The sequence below is a fragment of the Streptomyces sp. NPDC025273 genome, from assembly GCF_040638585.1.
Lineage (GTDB): Bacteria > Actinomycetota > Actinomycetes > Streptomycetales > Streptomycetaceae > Streptomyces > Streptomyces cinereorectus.
On record NZ_JBEZYP010000008.1, the window covers coordinates 1 to 16,403 of the forward strand.

Annotated in this window: 16 protein-coding genes and 2 rRNA genes; 15 read left to right on the plus strand and 3 right to left on the minus strand. The window is 70.5% G+C overall.

Annotation, left to right across the window (positions count from 1 at the left end; genetic code table 11):
• The 10 genes from AB0F38_RS15155 to AB0F38_RS15200 form a co-directional block, all read left to right on the plus strand.
• A 23S ribosomal RNA gene (locus tag AB0F38_RS15155) occupies nt 1-73 on the plus strand; the annotation flags it as partial.
• A 79-nt stretch (nt 74-152) separates the two neighbouring features.
• Nucleotides 153-269 (plus strand): 5S ribosomal RNA (gene rrf / locus AB0F38_RS15160).
• A 72-nt stretch (nt 270-341) separates the two neighbouring features.
• Complete coding sequence (locus AB0F38_RS15165) at nt 342-989, plus strand: HAD family hydrolase (RefSeq protein ID WP_361892212.1); 648 nt, start codon at nt 342-344, stop codon at nt 987-989.
• A 42-nt stretch (nt 990-1,031) separates the two neighbouring features.
• Complete coding sequence (locus AB0F38_RS15170; protein WP_361892215.1) at nt 1,032-2,246, plus strand: MFS transporter; 1,215 nt, start codon at nt 1,032-1,034, stop codon at nt 2,244-2,246.
• Entirely contained in the window at nt 2,215-3,387 is a 1,173-nt protein-coding gene (locus AB0F38_RS15175) for an acetoin utilization protein AcuC (RefSeq protein WP_361892217.1), read from the plus strand. Before AB0F38_RS15170 ends, AB0F38_RS15175 begins: the two co-directional genes overlap by 32 nt.
• A gap of 75 nt (nt 3,388-3,462) precedes the next feature.
• The gene (locus AB0F38_RS15180; RefSeq protein WP_361892220.1) at nt 3,463-4,278 is read left to right on the plus strand and encodes a phosphatase; all 816 of its coding nucleotides are present in this window, start codon (nt 3,463-3,465) and stop codon (nt 4,276-4,278) included.
• Nucleotides 4,279-4,406: 128 nt separating this feature from the next.
• On the plus strand, nt 4,407-4,619 hold the full coding sequence (locus AB0F38_RS15185; RefSeq protein ID WP_014046653.1) for a helix-turn-helix domain-containing protein: 213 nt from the start codon (nt 4,407-4,409) through the stop codon (nt 4,617-4,619).
• Nucleotides 4,620-4,729: 110 nt separating this feature from the next.
• The gene (locus AB0F38_RS15190) at nt 4,730-4,828 is read left to right on the plus strand and encodes an AURKAIP1/COX24 domain-containing protein (protein WP_003948845.1); all 99 of its coding nucleotides are present in this window, start codon (nt 4,730-4,732) and stop codon (nt 4,826-4,828) included.
• A 193-nt stretch (nt 4,829-5,021) separates the two neighbouring features.
• Nucleotides 5,022-6,104 carry an NAD-dependent epimerase/dehydratase family protein gene (locus tag AB0F38_RS15195; protein ID WP_361892222.1) on the plus strand — a complete coding sequence of 361 codons (1,083 nt, stop codon included), beginning with the start codon at nt 5,022-5,024 and terminating at the stop codon, nt 6,102-6,104.
• Nucleotides 6,105-6,120: 16 nt separating this feature from the next.
• Nucleotides 6,121-7,173: a lysophospholipid acyltransferase family protein gene (locus AB0F38_RS15200; RefSeq protein ID WP_361892225.1), complete on the plus strand. Its 1,053-nt coding sequence runs from the start codon at nt 6,121-6,123 to the stop codon at nt 7,171-7,173.
• A gap of 58 nt (nt 7,174-7,231) precedes the next feature.
• On the opposite strand, the gene AB0F38_RS15205 is transcribed toward AB0F38_RS15200, so the two are convergent.
• From AB0F38_RS15205 to AB0F38_RS15215, 3 genes are all read right to left on the minus strand, one after another.
• Nucleotides 7,232-8,422 carry a DUF5667 domain-containing protein gene (locus AB0F38_RS15205; RefSeq protein WP_361892228.1) on the minus strand — a complete coding sequence of 397 codons (1,191 nt, stop codon included), beginning with the start codon at nt 8,420-8,422 and terminating at the stop codon, nt 7,232-7,234.
• A gap of 211 nt (nt 8,423-8,633) precedes the next feature.
• The gene (locus AB0F38_RS15210; RefSeq protein WP_361892231.1) at nt 8,634-9,410 is read right to left on the minus strand and encodes an ECF subfamily RNA polymerase sigma factor, BldN family; all 777 of its coding nucleotides are present in this window, start codon (nt 9,408-9,410) and stop codon (nt 8,634-8,636) included.
• 405 nt (nt 9,411-9,815) lie between these two features.
• A complete protein-coding gene (locus AB0F38_RS15215) occupies nt 9,816-10,778 on the minus strand; it encodes an HAD-IB family hydrolase (RefSeq protein WP_361892233.1) in 963 nt (320 codons plus the stop codon).
• 116 nt (nt 10,779-10,894) lie between these two features.
• Here AB0F38_RS15215 and AB0F38_RS15220 point away from each other — a divergent pair, with 116 nt between their 5' ends.
• The 5 genes from AB0F38_RS15220 (at nt 10,895) to AB0F38_RS15240 (ending at nt 16,369) form a co-directional block, all read left to right on the plus strand.
• Complete coding sequence (locus AB0F38_RS15220; RefSeq protein WP_361892236.1) at nt 10,895-11,170, plus strand: glutaredoxin family protein; 276 nt, start codon at nt 10,895-10,897, stop codon at nt 11,168-11,170.
• A 285-nt stretch (nt 11,171-11,455) separates the two neighbouring features.
• Nucleotides 11,456-12,241, plus strand: a complete 786-nt coding sequence (locus AB0F38_RS15225; protein ID WP_361892239.1) for a redox-sensing transcriptional repressor Rex — start codon at nt 11,456-11,458, stop codon at nt 12,239-12,241.
• On the plus strand, nt 12,238-13,722 hold the full coding sequence (locus tag AB0F38_RS15230; RefSeq protein ID WP_361892242.1) for a glutamyl-tRNA reductase: 1,485 nt from the start codon (nt 12,238-12,240) through the stop codon (nt 13,720-13,722). Before AB0F38_RS15225 ends, AB0F38_RS15230 begins: the two co-directional genes overlap by 4 nt.
• Nucleotides 13,719-14,705, plus strand: coding sequence for a hydroxymethylbilane synthase (hemC, locus tag AB0F38_RS15235; RefSeq protein WP_361892245.1), 987 nt, complete (start codon nt 13,719-13,721; stop codon nt 14,703-14,705). The genes AB0F38_RS15230 and hemC overlap by 4 nt, the downstream gene beginning before the upstream one ends.
• Nucleotides 14,702-16,369 (plus strand): bifunctional uroporphyrinogen-III C-methyltransferase/uroporphyrinogen-III synthase, encoded by a 1,668-nt coding sequence (locus AB0F38_RS15240; RefSeq protein WP_361892248.1) that lies wholly within the window; start codon nt 14,702-14,704, stop codon nt 16,367-16,369. The genes hemC and AB0F38_RS15240 overlap by 4 nt, the downstream gene beginning before the upstream one ends.
• Nucleotides 16,370-16,403 lie beyond the last annotated feature (34 nt).

Sequence of the window (16,403 nt, forward strand, 5' to 3'; positions counted from 1 at the left end):
GTTGATAGGCCAGATGTGGAAGCCCGGTAACGGGTGGAGCTGACTGGTACTAATAGGCCGAGGGCTTGTCCTCAGTTGCTCGCGTCCACTGTGTTAGTTCTGAAATAACGAACGGCCGTGTTTTTTTCCGGTGTTGGTTAATTTCATAGTGTTTCGGTGGTCATTGCGTTAGGGAAACGCCCGGTTACATTCCGAACCCGGAAGCTAAGCCTTTCAGCGCCGATGGTACTGCAGGGGGGACCCTGTGGGAGAGTAGGACGCCGCCGAACAATTTTTCCGGGGAAGCCCCGTGCCTTTGTGGCACGGGGCTTTTCTGCGTTCTGAGCGTCTAGGGTCGGACCATGCGCTACGAACTGGTCATCTTCGACAACGATGGTGTGCTCGTCGACAGTGAGCCGATCTCCAACACCGTCCTCGCCGGCTACCTCACCGAGCTCGGCCACCCCACCTCGTACGAGGAGTCCCTCCACGACTACATGGGGGCAGCCGTCCACCGCATCCACGACCTGGTGGAGGAGCGGACCGGCCAGAAACTGCCCGCGGACTTCGACGAGGAGCTCCACCGCCGCACCCTCGCCGCGTTCCAGGAGGAACAGCTGGTCGCGGTGGACGGGGTCGACGAGCTGCTCGGCGAGCTCGTCGCCGACGGGGTGGCGTACTGTGTCGCCTCCTCCGGAAGCCACCAGAAGATCGCGGCCGGACACGGGAAGGCCGGGCTGGGCCAGTGGTTCGAGGAGGAGTGGATCTTCAGCTCCGAGGACGTCGGACGGGGGAAGCCGGCCCCGGACCTGTTCCTCCATGCCGCCGAACGGATGGGTGTCGCCCCCGAGCGGTGTGTCGTCATCGAGGACAGCCCGCTCGGGGTCGAGGCAGCCCGCGCCGCCGGGATGGACGTGTACGGATTCACCTCGATGATGCCGGCGGACCGGCTCGTCGGCGTCACCGGATGTTTCTCCGACATGTCGCAGCTCCCCAAACTGCTGGCCTGATCGAGCTACCCAGGGGTAGCTCCTGGCTCTACGCTCGCGGCCATGACGGATGCGCGGCTGCGGTACGGCAGAGCCTCACTGGCGCTCGGCTTCCTGGTGCAAGGGGTGACCTTCGCCCTGCTCGTGACGCGCATCCCCGCCATTCAGGACCGGTACGGGATATCCGACGGGCTGCTGCCCGCCTTCCTGGCCGCCGTGCCTGTCCTGGCGGGGGTCGCCAGTGTGGCCACCGAGAAAGTGGTCGCACGGGTGCGGCCCGGGACCGTGCTCCGGTGGGCGCAGCCCGTGGTGCTGCTGGCGCTGCTCGGCGTGGGCGCGGGCAGCGAGGTGTGGCAGCTCGCCCTCGCGCTGGGTGTCTTCGGCCTGGGCGTCGGGGCGCTGGACGCGTCCATGAACATGATGGGCGTCAGCCTGCAGCGGGCCTACGGTCGCAGCATCATGCTCGGTTTCCATGCCGCGTTCAGCCTGGGTGGTATCGCCGGGGCGTCGCTGGCCTGGGTGGGGGCGCGCGGGGACCTGTCGCTGTTCGTGTCCTGGCTGCCGGTCGTGGGCGTGCTGTTGCCCGTGGCTCTCGTCGGGAGCCGGTGGTACGTGGACGGGCGGTCCGTGCCGGCGGCGGAGGCCGGGGGCGCCGGCGCGGCGCCCGGCGCCGGGGCGTCCGTGCCGTTCAAGCTGCTGATGCCGCTCTGCCTGGTGATGGCGTTCGCGTACATAGGGGACTCGACGGTCTCCAACTGGAGCGCGAAGTACCTGCGGGACGTGCTGGGTGGTTCGGAGCAGCTGGCGACCGTTCCGTACAACGTCTACATGGCGACCACGCTGATGGGGCGGGCCGTGGGGGACCTCGGGGTGCGGCGGTTCGGGGCGGTGGCCGTCGTGCGGGGCGGGAGCGTGCTGGCCGCGGTGGGCTTCGGGGTGGTGGCCGTGGCGCCCGGGGCGTGGTGGGGGATGCTCGGGTTCACCCTGCTGGGGCTGGGGCTCTGTGTGATCGTGCCGCAGACGTTCGCCGCCGCGGGGCGGATGTTTCCCGGGGCGAGCGACGTGGCCGTCGCCCGGCTGAACGTCTTCAACTACGTGGGGTTCCTCGTCGGATCGCCGCTCGTGGGGGCGCTCGGGGACGCCTGGAGTTATCGGGGCGCGATGCTCGTCCCGATGGTGCTGGTTCTGGCGACGCTGCTCTACGCCCGGTCGTTCGACCCGGAGCCGGCCCGATACGGTGTCGGGCATGAGCGGGCGCGCGCGGCTGATGTGGGATGACGCAGTAACGGGATACGACTTCGGAGCCAGTCATCCCATGGACCCGGTCAGGCTTGCCCTGACGATAGGGCTGGTGCGGGCGTTCGGGCTCGACGGAGCGGTGGACGTGCGGTCGGCCAAGGCCGCCGGGCAGTCCACGCTGCGGCTGGTGCACCGCGAGGACTACGTGGCGGCCGTACGGGCCGCCTCCGCGGATCCCCGGGCGGCCGACCAGGCGTACGGCATCGGGACGGAGGACGATCCCGCCTTCACCGGCATGCACGAGGTGTCCGCGCTCATCGCGGGGCTGTCCGTGGGGGCCGCGGAGGCGGTGTGGCGCGGGGAGACCGCACACGCCGTGAATTTCACCGGCGGGCTGCACCACGCGATGCCCGGAGGTGCCGCGGGCTTCTGCATCTACAACGACCCGGCGCTCGCCATCGCCCGGCTGCTGGAGCTGGGGGCCGAGCGCGTCGCGTACGTCGATGTGGACGTGCACCACGGGGACGGGGTGCAGGCGGCGTTCTGGGAGGACCCGCGGGTGCTGACCGTGTCGCTGCACGAGCATCCGCGCACCCTTTTCCCGCAGACCGGATGGCCGGAGGAGACCGGTGCGGGTGCGGGGGAGGGCGGTGCGGTGAACGTGGCGCTGCCGGCAGGTACGGGTGATGCGGGATGGCTGCGGGCGTTCCACGCGGTGGTGCCGGAGCTCCTGGCGGACTTCCGGCCGCAGGTGCTGGTGACGCAGCACGGGGCCGACACGCACTTCGAGGATCCGCTCGCCCATCTCGCGGTGTCGCTGGACGCGCAGCGGGCGGTCATGGCGGCCTGCCACGAGCTTGCCCACGCGTACGCCGAGGGCGGTCGCTGGGTGGCGCTGGGCGGGGGCGGTTACGCGGTGGTGGACGTGGTGCCGCGGTCCTGGACCCATCTGGTGGGAATCGCCGCCCATGCGCCGGTGGACCCGGAGTCGGTCATTCCCTCGTCGTGGCGGGACGAGGTCTACGCCCGGACGAGGCAGTTGGGGCCGGCCCGGATGACGGACGGCCGTACGCCGTCGTGGCAGTCGTGGGAGGACGGGTACGACCCGGCGGACCGGCTGGACCAGGCGGTGCTGGCGGCCAGGCGGGCGGTGTTCCCGCTGCGGGGGATGCTGGCCTGAGCCAGGGTTACGCCAACGGTGGGGCATCGTAGGGGTTCTGGTCCCGGGACGGTCCCGGTGCGGGAGCATCGAAAGGTGTTGAGCACCGGAGCGCTGCGCGCTCATCTGCTGGCGGCCCGGCTGGCCGGGCCCGTGGCCACGTCGCGGGAGACCAGCCTGCGGAGTTATCGCCTCTTCGCCGCGAGAGATCCGCGCGTGTTGCTCGGCCTGGATCCCGAAGGGGCGTGGGGAGAGCGTGATCTCCTGCGCCTGATGGCCGACAAGTGCGGGGTCTCCGACGATCCTGGCCATGTGTCAGGTCCTGATCTGATCGATCCGGAGCGGACCCTGGCCGGTCTGCGCGCCTTCGCGGAACGGCTCGCGGGTGCTGCGCGGAGAAGGGCCCCGGTGCTGTTCGGGACGGGGCATCCGCATCGGCTGCTGGGGTTCTACGCCGGGCTGGCAGACGCCATGTCGGCGGCCGGGTGTGCGGTACTCACCCCCGCGCAGGGCCGATGTATCGACATAACGACCCGGTTCGGCGTACGCACGTACCGCCTCGACTACGTACGAGGAGTCGCACTGGTGCGTGAACCGGGCGTGCGCGCTGTGGGGGGTGAGCCCGGCGCGCACACTCATTCGCCGCTGCCGGTTCGGGCCGTTCTTGAGGGGGTCGTGGAGACCGGAGGGGTGCTGCCGGAGCTGGTGGTCGGGGATCACGGATGGGTCTGCGGGGCAGGTCAGCTGGGCATCGAGGCCATCGGCCTGGCCGACACGGACGATCCCGCGCTGTTCGTGGGCGAGGCGGAGGGTCTGGTGTCCGTCGCCGTTCCGCTTGATGACGCCGTGCGGTCCGATCACTACCGCCCGCTCGGTCGGTATGTGCTCAATCGGGCGTTTCTGTCACAGTAGGCGGCCGATCACCCCTCCTCTTCCCCACTCGCATCACGCGCCCCTAATCTGGGGAGTGAGCGCACAGCGACGAAGAGTCACCGGAGGGGAAGCCGGTGCGCGTCTCGTGCGGAAGGTACAGGTGGGTCATGGCTGCTGGCAGCGAGAGGCCTCTCAACGAGGTCAAGTTTCTGACCGTGGCGGAAGTCGCCTCGGTCATGAGGGTGTCGAAGATGACCGTGTACCGCTTGGTGCACAGCGGTCATCTGCCGGCGATCAGGGTGGGAAGGTCCTTCCGGGTCCCGGAGCAAGCGGTTCACGAGTATCTCCGCGAGTCCTTCGTGGGGGTGGAGTCGGCCTGACGTTGCCCTCGGATTACGCCCCTCACCCAGTGGCGGGTAGGCTAGGCCGACGTAGGTCGTGTGGGCCCAGACGCCCCGCACCAGTGAAGAAGAAGTGAGCGAGGGTAGTCGTGGGCTCTGTTATCAAGAAGCGGCGCAAGCGGATGGCCAAGAAGAAGCACCGCAAGCTGCTCAAGCGCACGCGCGTTCAGCGTCGCAACAAGAAGTAGGCGAACGCAGTTCGTGCATCCGAAGCCCTCCCGCCTCACCCGGCGGGAGGGCTTCGGTGTGTCCTGCCTCGCCCTTTCCGGCCATCGGTTCGGTAAAGCACGCCATGGGGTCGTCACAGGGCGACATCCAGCGACTACGGTGACGGCAAGGGGAAGACCCCGCTCGACGAACGAACGACGGAAGGCGCTGATCTTGGGAAAGATCGTGCTCGTCACAGGCGCGGCCCGGCAGCTGGGCGGCCGCTTCGTGCGCCGCGTCCAGCGCGATCCCGGTGTCGACCGGGTGATCGCCGTCGACGCGGTCGCGCCCGCCCATCAGTTGGGGGACGCCGCATTCGTGTCGGCGGACATCAGGCAGCCCGCGATCGCCAGGGTCCTCGCCGAGCACTCCGTCGACACGGTCGTCCACCTGGACGTCTCCGGCAAGGCGCTCGGCGCCGGCGGCCGGACGACGGTCAAGGAGACCAACGTCATCGGCACCATGCAGCTGCTCGGTGCCTGCCAGAAGTCCCCGACCGTCCAGCGACTCGTGATCAAGTCCAGCACGAGCGTGTACGGCTCCGCGCCCCGCGACCCCGCGGTCTTCACCGAGACGACCCCGCCCAAGTCCCTGCCCAGCGGCGGCTTCGCCAAGGACGCGGTGGAGGTCGAGGGGTACGTACGCGGCTTCGCGCGGCGCAGGCCGGACGTGGCCGTGTGCGTGCTGCGGTTCGCGAACATCCTGGGCCCGAAGCCCGATTCGCCGCTCGCCGACTATCTGTCGCTGCCGGTCCTGCCGACGGTCTTCGGCTACGACCCCAGGCTGCAGTTCGTCCACGAGGACGACGTCATCGACGTCCTGGAGATCGCCGCCCGGGAGCCGCGGCGCGGGACGCTGAACAGCGGCACCTTCAACATCGCGGGTGACGGTGTCCTGCTGCTCTCGCAGTGCTCGCGCAGGCTGGGACGGCCGACCGTGCCCCTGCTGCTGCCCGCCGTGACCTGGGTCGGCTCGGCTCTCCGTACGATCGGTATGACCGACTTCTCTCCGGAGCAGATCCGGCTGCTCACCCATGGCAGGGTCGTCTCGACGGTGCAGATGCGCGAGACGCTGGGCTTCCGCCCGCGGTTCACCACGGCGGAGACCTTCGAGGAGTTCGTGAAGGCGAGAGGGCCGGGGCTGCTGCCGCCGGAGGCGGTGAGCCGGGTGATCGGCCGGGTGGCGGAGCTGCCGCTCGCCGGGGGCCCGGCCCGCGGCGGGCCCGGTGCGGCACATTCGACTGACGGCGCCAGGTAGAGGAGCGCGACCGACGATGGCGGACGCCAAGGTGATCCCGTTCGACGACGACCGTTCGCGCTCCGGCGCGGCGCGACGCAGAGGCGTGCTGCCGGGCGGCGGACGGGGCCAGGCGCCTGCGGCGGCGCCCGGTACGGCGCCCGTGAGCGCCCTGCCGGGCGGCCAGGTGCCGGAGGCGGCGGCCCAGGAGGCCGAGCCGCCCCAGGAGCCGCAGGAGGGCTCCGGGGGCAACACCTGGGACCGGCGGATCGCGAGCGGGCTCGCGTTCCTGCGGCGGCGGGTCACGGGGGACTACGACGTCGACGAGTTCGGCTACGACAAGGAGCTGACCGACCAGGTCCTCATGTCGCTGCTGCGTCCGCTCGCGGACAAGTACTTCCGCGTCGAGGTGAAGGGCATCGAGAACATCCCGTCCGACGGCGGGGCGCTCATCGTGGCCAACCACTCCGGGACCCTGCCGCTGGACGGGCTGATGCTCCAGGTCGCGGTGCACGACAACCACCCGGCCGAGCGTCATCTGCGGCTGCTCGCGGCCGATCTGGTCTTCATGCTCCCGGTGGTCAACGAGCTGGCCAGGAAGGCCGGCCACACACTTGCCTGCGCACAGGACGCGGAGCGGCTGCTGGAGCGCGGCGAGGTCGTCGGGGTGATGCCCGAGGGCTTCAAGGGCATCGGCAAGCCGTTCGGCGAGCGGTACAAGCTGCAGCGCTTCGGGCGAGGCGGTTTCGTGTCGACGGCGCTGCGGGCCGGGGTGCCGATCGTGCCGTGCTCGATCGTGGGCGCCGAGGAGATCTACCCGATGATCGGCAACGCGAAGACGCTGGCGCGGGTCCTGGGCATCCCGTACTTCCCGATCACTCCGACGTTCCCGTGGCTGGGACCGCTGGGTGCGGTGCCGCTCCCGACGAAGTGGACCATCCAGTTCGGGGAGCCGATTCCGACGGACGGGTATCCGCCGGAGGCGGCGGAGGACCCGATGCTGATGTTCAACCTGACGGACCAGGTGCGGGAGCAGATCCAGCACACGCTGTACAAGCTGCTGGTGCAGCGCCGGTCGGTCTTCTTCTGACCTGGCACGCGAAGAAGGGGCCGTCCGAACGCGACGGCCCCTTCTTCGCGTGCTGCGGCTACGGCTCCTCGCTGTCGATGCCCAAGCCGGGCAGCAGGCCCGGGAGCAGCGGCGGGAGGGTCACCTCCGGTGCGGGGGACCCGCCGGTGGTGCCGCCATTCGGGGCGGACGTCGTGCCGCCGTCCGTCGGGAGGTCGTCCAGCAGGCCGTCCGTACCGCCGCCGAGGAGGCCGTCGGCCGGGCTGCTGTCCGAACCGGACGGCGTCGGCGTGCTGTCGTCCGAGCCGGAGCCCGGAGCCTTCGACGTGGAGGGCGCCGTGGGGTCCGTACCGGAGGGGCCGTTGTCCTCGTGGGTGGAGCCGGACCGCTTCGCGTCCCCGCCGGTGCCCGGGGTGCGGGGGAGCAGGGACTGCAGCGGGGCGACTTCCTGGTCCATGGCCTCGAAGACGGAGCTGACCTTGTCTCGGATGTCGGTCAGCTGGACGGGCAGCCGGTCGCGGAGGCTGCTCCAGCTCGCGCGGTGCGAGCGGGAGAAGGAGTCCAGCGTCTGGATCGGCCCCAGGGAGCCGTCGCGCTGGTATGCGGCGTGGAGCAGGCGGTGGCCCTCGCCGGCGTCGTGCGTCATGCCGTTGAGCGCGCGTCTGACCTCGCCGAGAGACTCGTGGTCCAGCTCGCCGGCGCGGCCCCGCTCCATCAGGCGGCGGGCCTCGTTCAGCCGGGTCGACGCCTGGTCGAGGTAGATCTCGCCCCGGTCGGCGTCGCCGTTGGCCATGCCGAGGCTGATGTCCTCCATGCCGCGCTTGAGCCCGTACAGGGAATCACCCGGCAGGGCGTCGGAACTGGCAGCGGCCACTCCGCCGAACGCTCCCGCGGCCACACCGACCGTGAGTCCGCCCGCGGTGAGGCCCTTCGCCCAGCGGGAGCGTGGGCGCAATTTCCGGAGCGGGGAGGCCCGGTGGGCTCCCTTGCTCCGTTGTTCGGGCACCGTAGGGCCCGTGGACACACCGCCTTCGGCGAACATGGTCTCCATGGCCGCGACGAGCTGCGCTCGTTGCACCACTTTGACCTCGGGATCCAATTCAGGCTTCGGTAGCTCACCGAGGCCGTTCGCCAGGGCCAACAGCGTTCCGTGGTCGGCCTGTTCGGCCTGTTCCTCGGGCTGCACGGCCGTCGCACCCTGGGGCGACTGCTCCTCCAGGGCCTGGGCGAAGGCGTTCGCCCGCCGGTGTGCCGAAACGTTTGCGATCACTGGCGGCACCTCCTCTCGTCATGACGGTCGACTCCCCTGAGGGTCCGGAAGGTTGCCCACCGGACGCGTTTCCACACGATCGAGCGCGTGTGGATGCGGTCAGGTGGGGCGACAGGGGGCCTGCATCCGGCACAACGAGGGGCGCGGCAGTTGGGTTACGGACGACCGATGATCCGACCAGTGTGTCACGAGCACGTCACGAACAGTGAGGTCAGCGGGCGTCGTCGGGCAGGAGTCTGGCGAGTGTCCGGACGGCACGGTACTGCAGGGTCTTGATCGCGCCCTCGTTCTTGCCCATCACACGGGCGGTCTCGGCGACCGAGAGGCCCTGCAGGAATCTCAGGGTGACGCACTCCTGCTGTTGTGGGTTGAGCCGGCGCACGGCCTGGAGCAACGCGGCATTGGAGAGGGACTCCAGGACGGAGTCCTCGGGGCTGCGCGCGACCTCGTTGGCGTCGAGCATCTCGCCGGTGGTCACTTCCAGACGGAAGCGACTGGACTTGAAGTGGTCGGCGACCAGGTTGCGGGCGATGGTGACCAGCCAGGCGCCGAAGTCGCGGCCCTGCCAGGTGAAGGTGGAGATGCGGCGGAGCGCGCGCAGGAAGGTCTCGCTGGTGAGGTCCTCGGCCGTCGCCTTCGCTCCCACGCGGTAGTAGATGTACCGGTACACGGTGTCGCTGTACTGGTCGTACAGGCGGCCGAAGGCCTCGGCCTCACCGGCCTGTGCGCGCTCGACGAGATCCATCATGCGCGCGCTGTCGCTGTCGGCCGTCGGCCGGCGAACGGCTGACGTGGTCGTGGCGCCGCGGCTGCTGCGTCTTCCGACCGCCGCGCCGCGTTCGGCCAGCGCATAGCAAGGGCCGGCAGGTGCAGGGGTGGCAAACGCGGGCGCGGCGTACGCGGTGGGGACGAAGCCGCGCATGTGGTCGAGGACCGTTGCGCGCAGCGTAGCCAGGCCCGAGGCGTCAACCCCGACGTGTGGGTACACGGGACTCCCAGAGGCAGAGCTTCCATCACGTGCAGTTCGAAAACCGTCACTCGTGGTAGCGGTGGCGGGCTTCTGATGCGTCTGAGGAGAATAACGCTTCGTACAGGCTGTGCTACACCCAGTTGCTAAAATCGCCGGTTACGTCGCTTTCCTAACCTCTAAGTGATGGTTAGAGCGGCACATCGTGACCGCTTACTGATCGAATTGCTTCGTGATTTGCCTGCGGGGGTGGCCGGTTGTGCTCGCCCGTACGCAACGCGACTGGCCGGAGCGATGGGTGCGGACGCTGCGGAGCCTGTCCCGATCGGCGGTACGTCCCCGGGTGCGGCCGGGGGCCGGGGACGCGTCCTGCCCGTCAGGGGCGCGTCGGGCGGCCCGGCGCGGGGGCGCAGGCCGCGCCGCGGGTCAGCGGCGGCGGCGGTGGAGGGCGACCGCGGCGGCGGTGCCGCCGGCCAGTGCGCCGACGCCGGCCGCGGCCGGGATGCCGACCTTGGCCGCCTTGCGGCCGGTGCGGTAGTCGCGCAGCCGCCAGTCCAGGGCGCGGGCGTGCTTGCGCAGCTTGGTGTCCGGGTTGATCGCGTACGGGTGGCCCACCAGTGACAGCATCGGGATGTCGTTGTGCGAGTCGCTGTACGCCGCGCAGCGCTCCAGGTCCAGGCCCTCCGCCGCCGCCAGCGCGCGTACCGCCTCGGCCTTCGCCGGGCCGTGCAGCGGTTCGCCGACCAGGCGGCCGGTGTAGACGCCGTCGACCGATTCGGCGACCGTGCCCAGTGCGCCGGTCAGGCCCAGGCGGCGGGCGATGATCGTGGCGGTCTCCACCGGTGCGGCGGTGACCAGCCAGACCTTCTGACCGGCGTCCAGGTGGGCCTGCGCCAGGGCGCGGGTGCCGGGCCAGATGCGGTCGGCCATGTACTCGTCGTAGATCTCCTCGCCGATGGACATCAGTTCGGCGACGCGGTGGCCCTTGACGATGGACAGCGCGCTGTCGCGGGCGTCCTGCATGTGTTCGGGGTCCTCGACACCGGCCAGCCTGAACCAGGCCTGCTGCCAGGCGAACCGGGTCAGCTCGCGGCGCTGGAAGAACTTCCGCTTGTACAGGCCCCGGCCGAAGTGGAAGATCGCGGCGCCCTGCATCACGGTGTTGTCGAGGTCGAAGAAGGCGGCGGCCCGGTCGTCCCCCGCGACGGGGAACGCGGGCTCCCCGGCCTCCTCGGCCGCGGTCAGCAGCTCCGCGGCGTCGGCGGGAAGGGAGGACTCGTCAGCGGGAAGTGCCGACTTCTGCGCGGCCTCGGCAGCGGCCTCGCCTGCCAGCACGCTCCGTGCTGTCGCGGGGCGTCTGCGGGGTGTGAGCCATCCAAGAGCGGCCATGCGGTAACCATAGCGATTCTGTTCGGCCGTTCCCGACCCGGCGGGATGCGTCGGTGTGAACTCTTCGGGACCGGAGTGTTGAACGGGTGACCCCCCGAGGGGCGCAGAATGAGGGTATGAGTGCCCTGCTGCGTCGTGCGAAGAAGAAGCCCGCTGACCGGGTGGTGACCCTCGTGGGGAAGCCCGGCTGTCACCTGTGCGACGACGCGAGGCTGGTGGTGCGCGCGGTCTGCGAGGAGACCGGCGCGTCCTGGGTGGAGGAGGACATCACTCGGGACGAGGAGCTGTACAAGGAGTACTGGGAGCAGATCCCGGTGGTCCTGATCGACGGCGAACAGCACACGTTCTGGCGCGTGGACCCGGCGAGGCTGCGTACGGCACTGGGTGCGTGAAGGAGGTCACCTGGTGAATCCCGGTTAACATCGTGGGCGTTTTGAGTGGTCTCGGGGGCGAGGACATGAGGAGTGTGTACCGCTGTGCCCCCTTCGGGCCTGCAACGGCCCTATGCGGTCCCGGGTTCCGGGATCCCGCACGGAATATGCGTGACCCCGGTCACTTTGACCGGACAAAACGGACACTATCTTTGTGCACGCGTTCACAAAGACATAGCCTGCTGTGGACGGGGCGGTCTTTGGACATACGGCCGCCTGCAGCCCCGCTCATCCCGCAGGAGCACCGTGGCAACTGGCCGAACTCACCGACCGGCGACCCGTAGCCGAGGAATTCCCGAGGCCACCGTCGCCCGGCTACCGCTGTACCTACGCGCACTGACGGCGCTCTCCGAGCGCTCGGTCCCCACGGTCTCCTCCGAGGAACTCGCCGCCGCCGCGGGGGTCAACTCCGCCAAGCTGCGCAAGGACTTCAGCTACCTGGGTTCCTACGGCACGCGTGGTGTCGGGTACGACGTGGAGTATCTCGTCTACCAGATCTCCCGCGAACTCGGCCTCACCCAGGACTGGCCGGTCGCCATCGTCGGCATCGGTAACCTCGGCGCCGCGCTCGCCAACTACGGCGGCTTCGCCTCCCGTGGTTTCCGGGTCGCCGCCCTGATCGACGCCGACCCCGCCATGACGGGTACGCCCGTGGCCGGGATCGCCGTCCAGCACACCGACGACCTGGACCGGATCATCAGCGACAACGGTGTGTCCATCGGCGTCATCACCACCCCGCCCGGCGCGGCCCAGCAGGTCTGTGACCGGCTCGTCGCCGCCGGTGTGACCTCCATCCTGAACTTCGCCCCGACGGTGCTCTCCGTGCCCGAGGGCGTGGACGTGCGCAAGGTCGACCTCTCGATCGAGCTGCAGATCCTCGCCTTCCACGAGCAGCGCAAGGCCGGCGAGGAAGCCGCCGCCGACGGCGCCGCGGCCGAGGACCCCGACGAGGACCAGGCGCCGCCCGTGCGCGCCACCCCCGCGCACCGGAAGGGACCCGACGGGGACATGCCCGCCGTGATGCCGGCATGAGTCTCCTGGTCGTAGGACTGAGCCACCGCAGCGCTCCCGTCTCCGTGCTGGAGCGGGCGTCGCTGGCGCCCGAGGCCCAGACCAAGCTGCTGCAGGACACCCTCGCCGCGGAACCCGCGACCGAGGGCGCCGTGCTGGCCACCTGCAACCGCATCGAGCTGTACGCGGACGTGGACAAGTTCCACGCGGGTGTGGCCGAGCTCTCCACGCTGCTGGCGCAGCACAGCGGCGTCGGCCTGGACGAGCTCACTCCGTATCTGTACGTGCACTACGAGGACCGGGCCGTCCACCACCTCTTCTCGGTGGCGTGCGGGCTGGACTCGATGGTCGTGGGCGAGGGGCAGATCCTCGGACAGATCAAGGACGCGCTCGCGCTGGGGCAGGACCTGCACACTGCCGGACGCCTGCTGAACGACCTCTTCCAGCAGGCGCTGCGGGTCGGCAAGCGCGCCCACAGCGAGACCGGGATCGACCGGGCCGGACAGTCGCTCGTCACCTTCGGGCTGGAGCAGCTCGCGGACGGCACCGAGGTGCCCGAGTGGGCCGGGGGCAAGCGCGCCCTGGTGATCGGCGCGGGCTCGATGTCCTCGCTCGCCGCCGCCACCCTGGCGCGTGCCGGAGTCGCCGAGATCGCTGTCGCCAACCGGACCCGGGCCCGGGCCGACCGGCTCGTCGAGATCCTCGGTCTGGGCGGTCAGGTCACGGCCCGCGCCGTGGAGATGGCCGCCGTGGCGGACGAACTGACACGTGCAGACGTCGTCGTCTCCTGCACCGGCGCCACCGGGCTCGTCCTGACCGCGGAGGCCGTCGCCGAGGCGCTCGGCGTCGACTTCGACATCGCGGAGAGGCCCTCCACGGCTCCCGCCGTCGCGCCCGACCCGCTGGACCAGCACGCCGCCTGGGTGGAGAACGGTTCCGCCACCGCGGCTTCGCAGGCAGCTGTGCGGGTGCCCGCGCAGGCCCGTTCCGGCGGCCCCGCCCGGCTCCACCTGCTCGACCTCGCCATGCCGCGTGACATCGACGGAGCGGCCCACCGCATCGACGGTGTGCGCCTCGTCGACATCGAGTCGCTCGCGGAGGCGTCCGCGGACGCTCCGATGGCCGCCGATGTGGACCAGGTGCGCACCCTCGTCGCGGACGAGGTGGCCGCCTTCGGTGCCGCCCAGCGGGCCGCCCACATCACGCCGACCGTCGTCGCCCTGCGCACCATGGCCGCCGACGTGGTGGCCGGCGAGATCGCGCGGCTGGACGGACGCCTTCCCGACCTGGACGAGAAGCAGCGCGCGGAGATCACGCAGACCGTGCGCCGCGTCGTCGACAAGCTCCTGCACGCGCCCACCGTGCGGGTCAAGCAGCTCGCCAGCGAGCCCGGCGGCGCCGGGTACGCCGATGCGCTGCGGGAACTCTTCGACCTGGACCCGCAGACGGTGGCCGCCGTCTCCCGGGCAGACCTGAACGACCCGAATAGAGGGCGGTCATGACCGACAACTCACCCCTGGGTGGGGAGACCACGAAGCCGCTCCGGCTCGGCACCCGGCGCAGCAAGCTAGCCATGGCGCAGTCCGGCATGGTCGCCGATGCGGTCCGTGAGGTGACCGGGCGCGCCGTCGAGCTCGTCGAGATCACCACGTACGGGGACGTCTCGCGGGAGCAGCTCTCGCAGATCGGCGGGACCGGCGTGTTCGTCGCGGCGCTGCGTGAGGCGCTGCTGAGCGGCGAGGTGGACTTCGCGGTCCACTCGCTCAAGGACCTTCCGACCACTCAGCCGGAGGGCCTCGTCCTGGCCGCCGTACCGGAGCGCGAGGACCCGCGCGACGTACTGGTGGCCCGGGACGGGCTGACCTTCGGACAGCTTCCGTCCGGCGCCCGTATAGGCACCGGTTCGGCGCGCCGCATGGCGCAGCTCAACTCGTACGCCCGGTCGCACGGACTCGACATCGAGACCGTGCCGATCCGGGGCAACGTCGATACGCGTATCGGATTCGTACGGAGCGGAGAGCTGGACGCGGTGGTACTCGCCGCCGCCGGGCTCAGCCGCCTCGGGCGGACCGGTGAGGTGACCGACTTCCTGCCGGTCGACACCGTCCTGCCCGCTCCCGGCCAGGGAGCACTGGCGATCGAGTGCGCTGCGACCAGCGCCGACCTCGCCGCAGCTCTCGCCGAGCTCGACGATCCGTACACCCGGGTCGCCGTGACCGCCGAGCGCGCCCTGCTCGCCGCCCTGGAGGCCGGCTGCTCCGCACCCGTGGGTGCGCTGGCCGACCTCCTGGCCGACGGTCAGACTGTCAACGAACTGCGCCTGCGCGGTGTCGTCGGTTCCCCCGACGGCACTTCCCTGGTGCAGCTGTCCATCACCGGTCCCGTTCCCACGTCGCACGGCGACGCGGTGGCCCTCGGACGCGAGCTCGCGTCCGAGATGCTCGCCAAGGGTGCGGCCGGTCTTATGGGGGAGCGAGCACTTTGAGCCCCACCGGCCCCGTCGTATCCGACTTCCCTGTCCTGTCCTCAGGGCACGTCACCTTCCTCGGCGCCGGTCCCGGCGACCCGGGACTGCTGACTCTGCGCGCCGTCGAGGCGCTCGCGAGCGCGGACGTTCTTGTGGCCGAGCCCGACGTTCTCGACGTCGTCCGCTGCCATGCGCGGGCAGGGGTAAGCACGCCTGAGGTAACGGTTGTTGACATGTCGTCAACAGCCGCCGGAGTGCCCGTTCTCAGGGACGCCGCCAATCTTGTCATGGAGGCAGCGAAGGGTGGCAGGCGGGTGGTCCGTGCCGTTACGGGGGACCCCGGCCTGGACGGCGACACGGGCGCGGAGATGCTCGCCTGCGCTGCCGCGGGTGTGCCCTTCGAGGTCGTGCCCGGCGTCGCGAACGCCGTCGGTGTACCGGCGTACGCCGGTGTGCCGCTGCGTGACGCGCAGGGCGCCGATGTGCGCTTCGTCGACGCCCGTACCGCCTCGGACCGCTGCTGGGCGGAGGTCGGCGCGAGCGATGCGACGGCCGTCGTGTCCACGTCGCTCGACTCGGTGGCCGCGGCTGCCGGTGAGCTGGTCTCGGCGGGCCGCAAGCCCGACACCCCGCTGACGGTGACGGTCGCGGGGACGACGACGCGCCAGCGGACCTGGACGGCGACCCTCGGGACGATCGCCCAGGTGCTGAAGCAGGCCAAGGTCCTCCCGTCGCCGGACGGGCACCAGCCCGTCATAGCCGTGGTCGGGGAGCGCAGCTCCGCCGCACAGCGTGAGCAGCTGTCGTGGTTCGAGTCCAAGCCGTTGTTCGGCTGGAAGGTGCTCGTGCCGCGTACGAAGGAGCAGGCGGCTTCGCTCTCCGACCAGCTGCGTTCGTACGGTGCGGTGCCGCACGAGGTCCCGACGATCGCCGTCGAGCCGCCCCGTACGCCCCAGCAGATGGAGCGTGCGGTCAAGGGCCTGGTCACGGGACGCTACGAGTGGATCGCCTTCACCTCGGTGAACGCGGTCAAGGCCGTGCGGGAGAAGTTCGAGGAGTACGGGCTCGACGCCCGTGCCTTCGCCGGGATCAAGGTCGCGGCCGTCGGTGAGCAGACGGCCGCCGCGCTGGTCGATTTCGGTGTGAAGCCGGATCTCGTGCCGTCCGGCGAGCAGTCCGCCGCCGGTCTGCTGGAGGACTGGCCGCCGTACGACCCGGTCTTCGACCCGATCGACCGGGTGTTCCTGCCGCGCGCCGACATCGCCACGGAGACCTTGGTGGCCGGGCTCATCGAGCTCGGCTGGGAGGTCGACGACGTCACCGCGTACCGCACGGTCCGCGCCTCGCCGCCGCCGGCCGACACCCGTGAGGCGATCAAGGGCGGCGGTTTCGACGCGGTGCTCTTCACCTCGTCCTCGACGGTCCGCAACCTGGTCGGCATCGCGGGCAAGCCGCACAACGTGACGGTGATCGCGTGTATCGGTCCCGCCACGGCGAAGACCGCCGAGGAGCACGGCCTGCGGGTCGACGTCCTGTCCCCGGAGCCTTCGGTCCACAAGCTGGCCCAGGCGCTGGCGGACTTCGGCGCGCAGCGCCGGGACGCGGCGAAGGAGGCCGGGGACCCCGTGACCCGGCCGAGTGAGCGGCGTCCGGGTGCGAGACGGCGCCGGTCGACGACCTGACGGTCGGTACGGATGTGTGGGGCCCGGCCGCTTC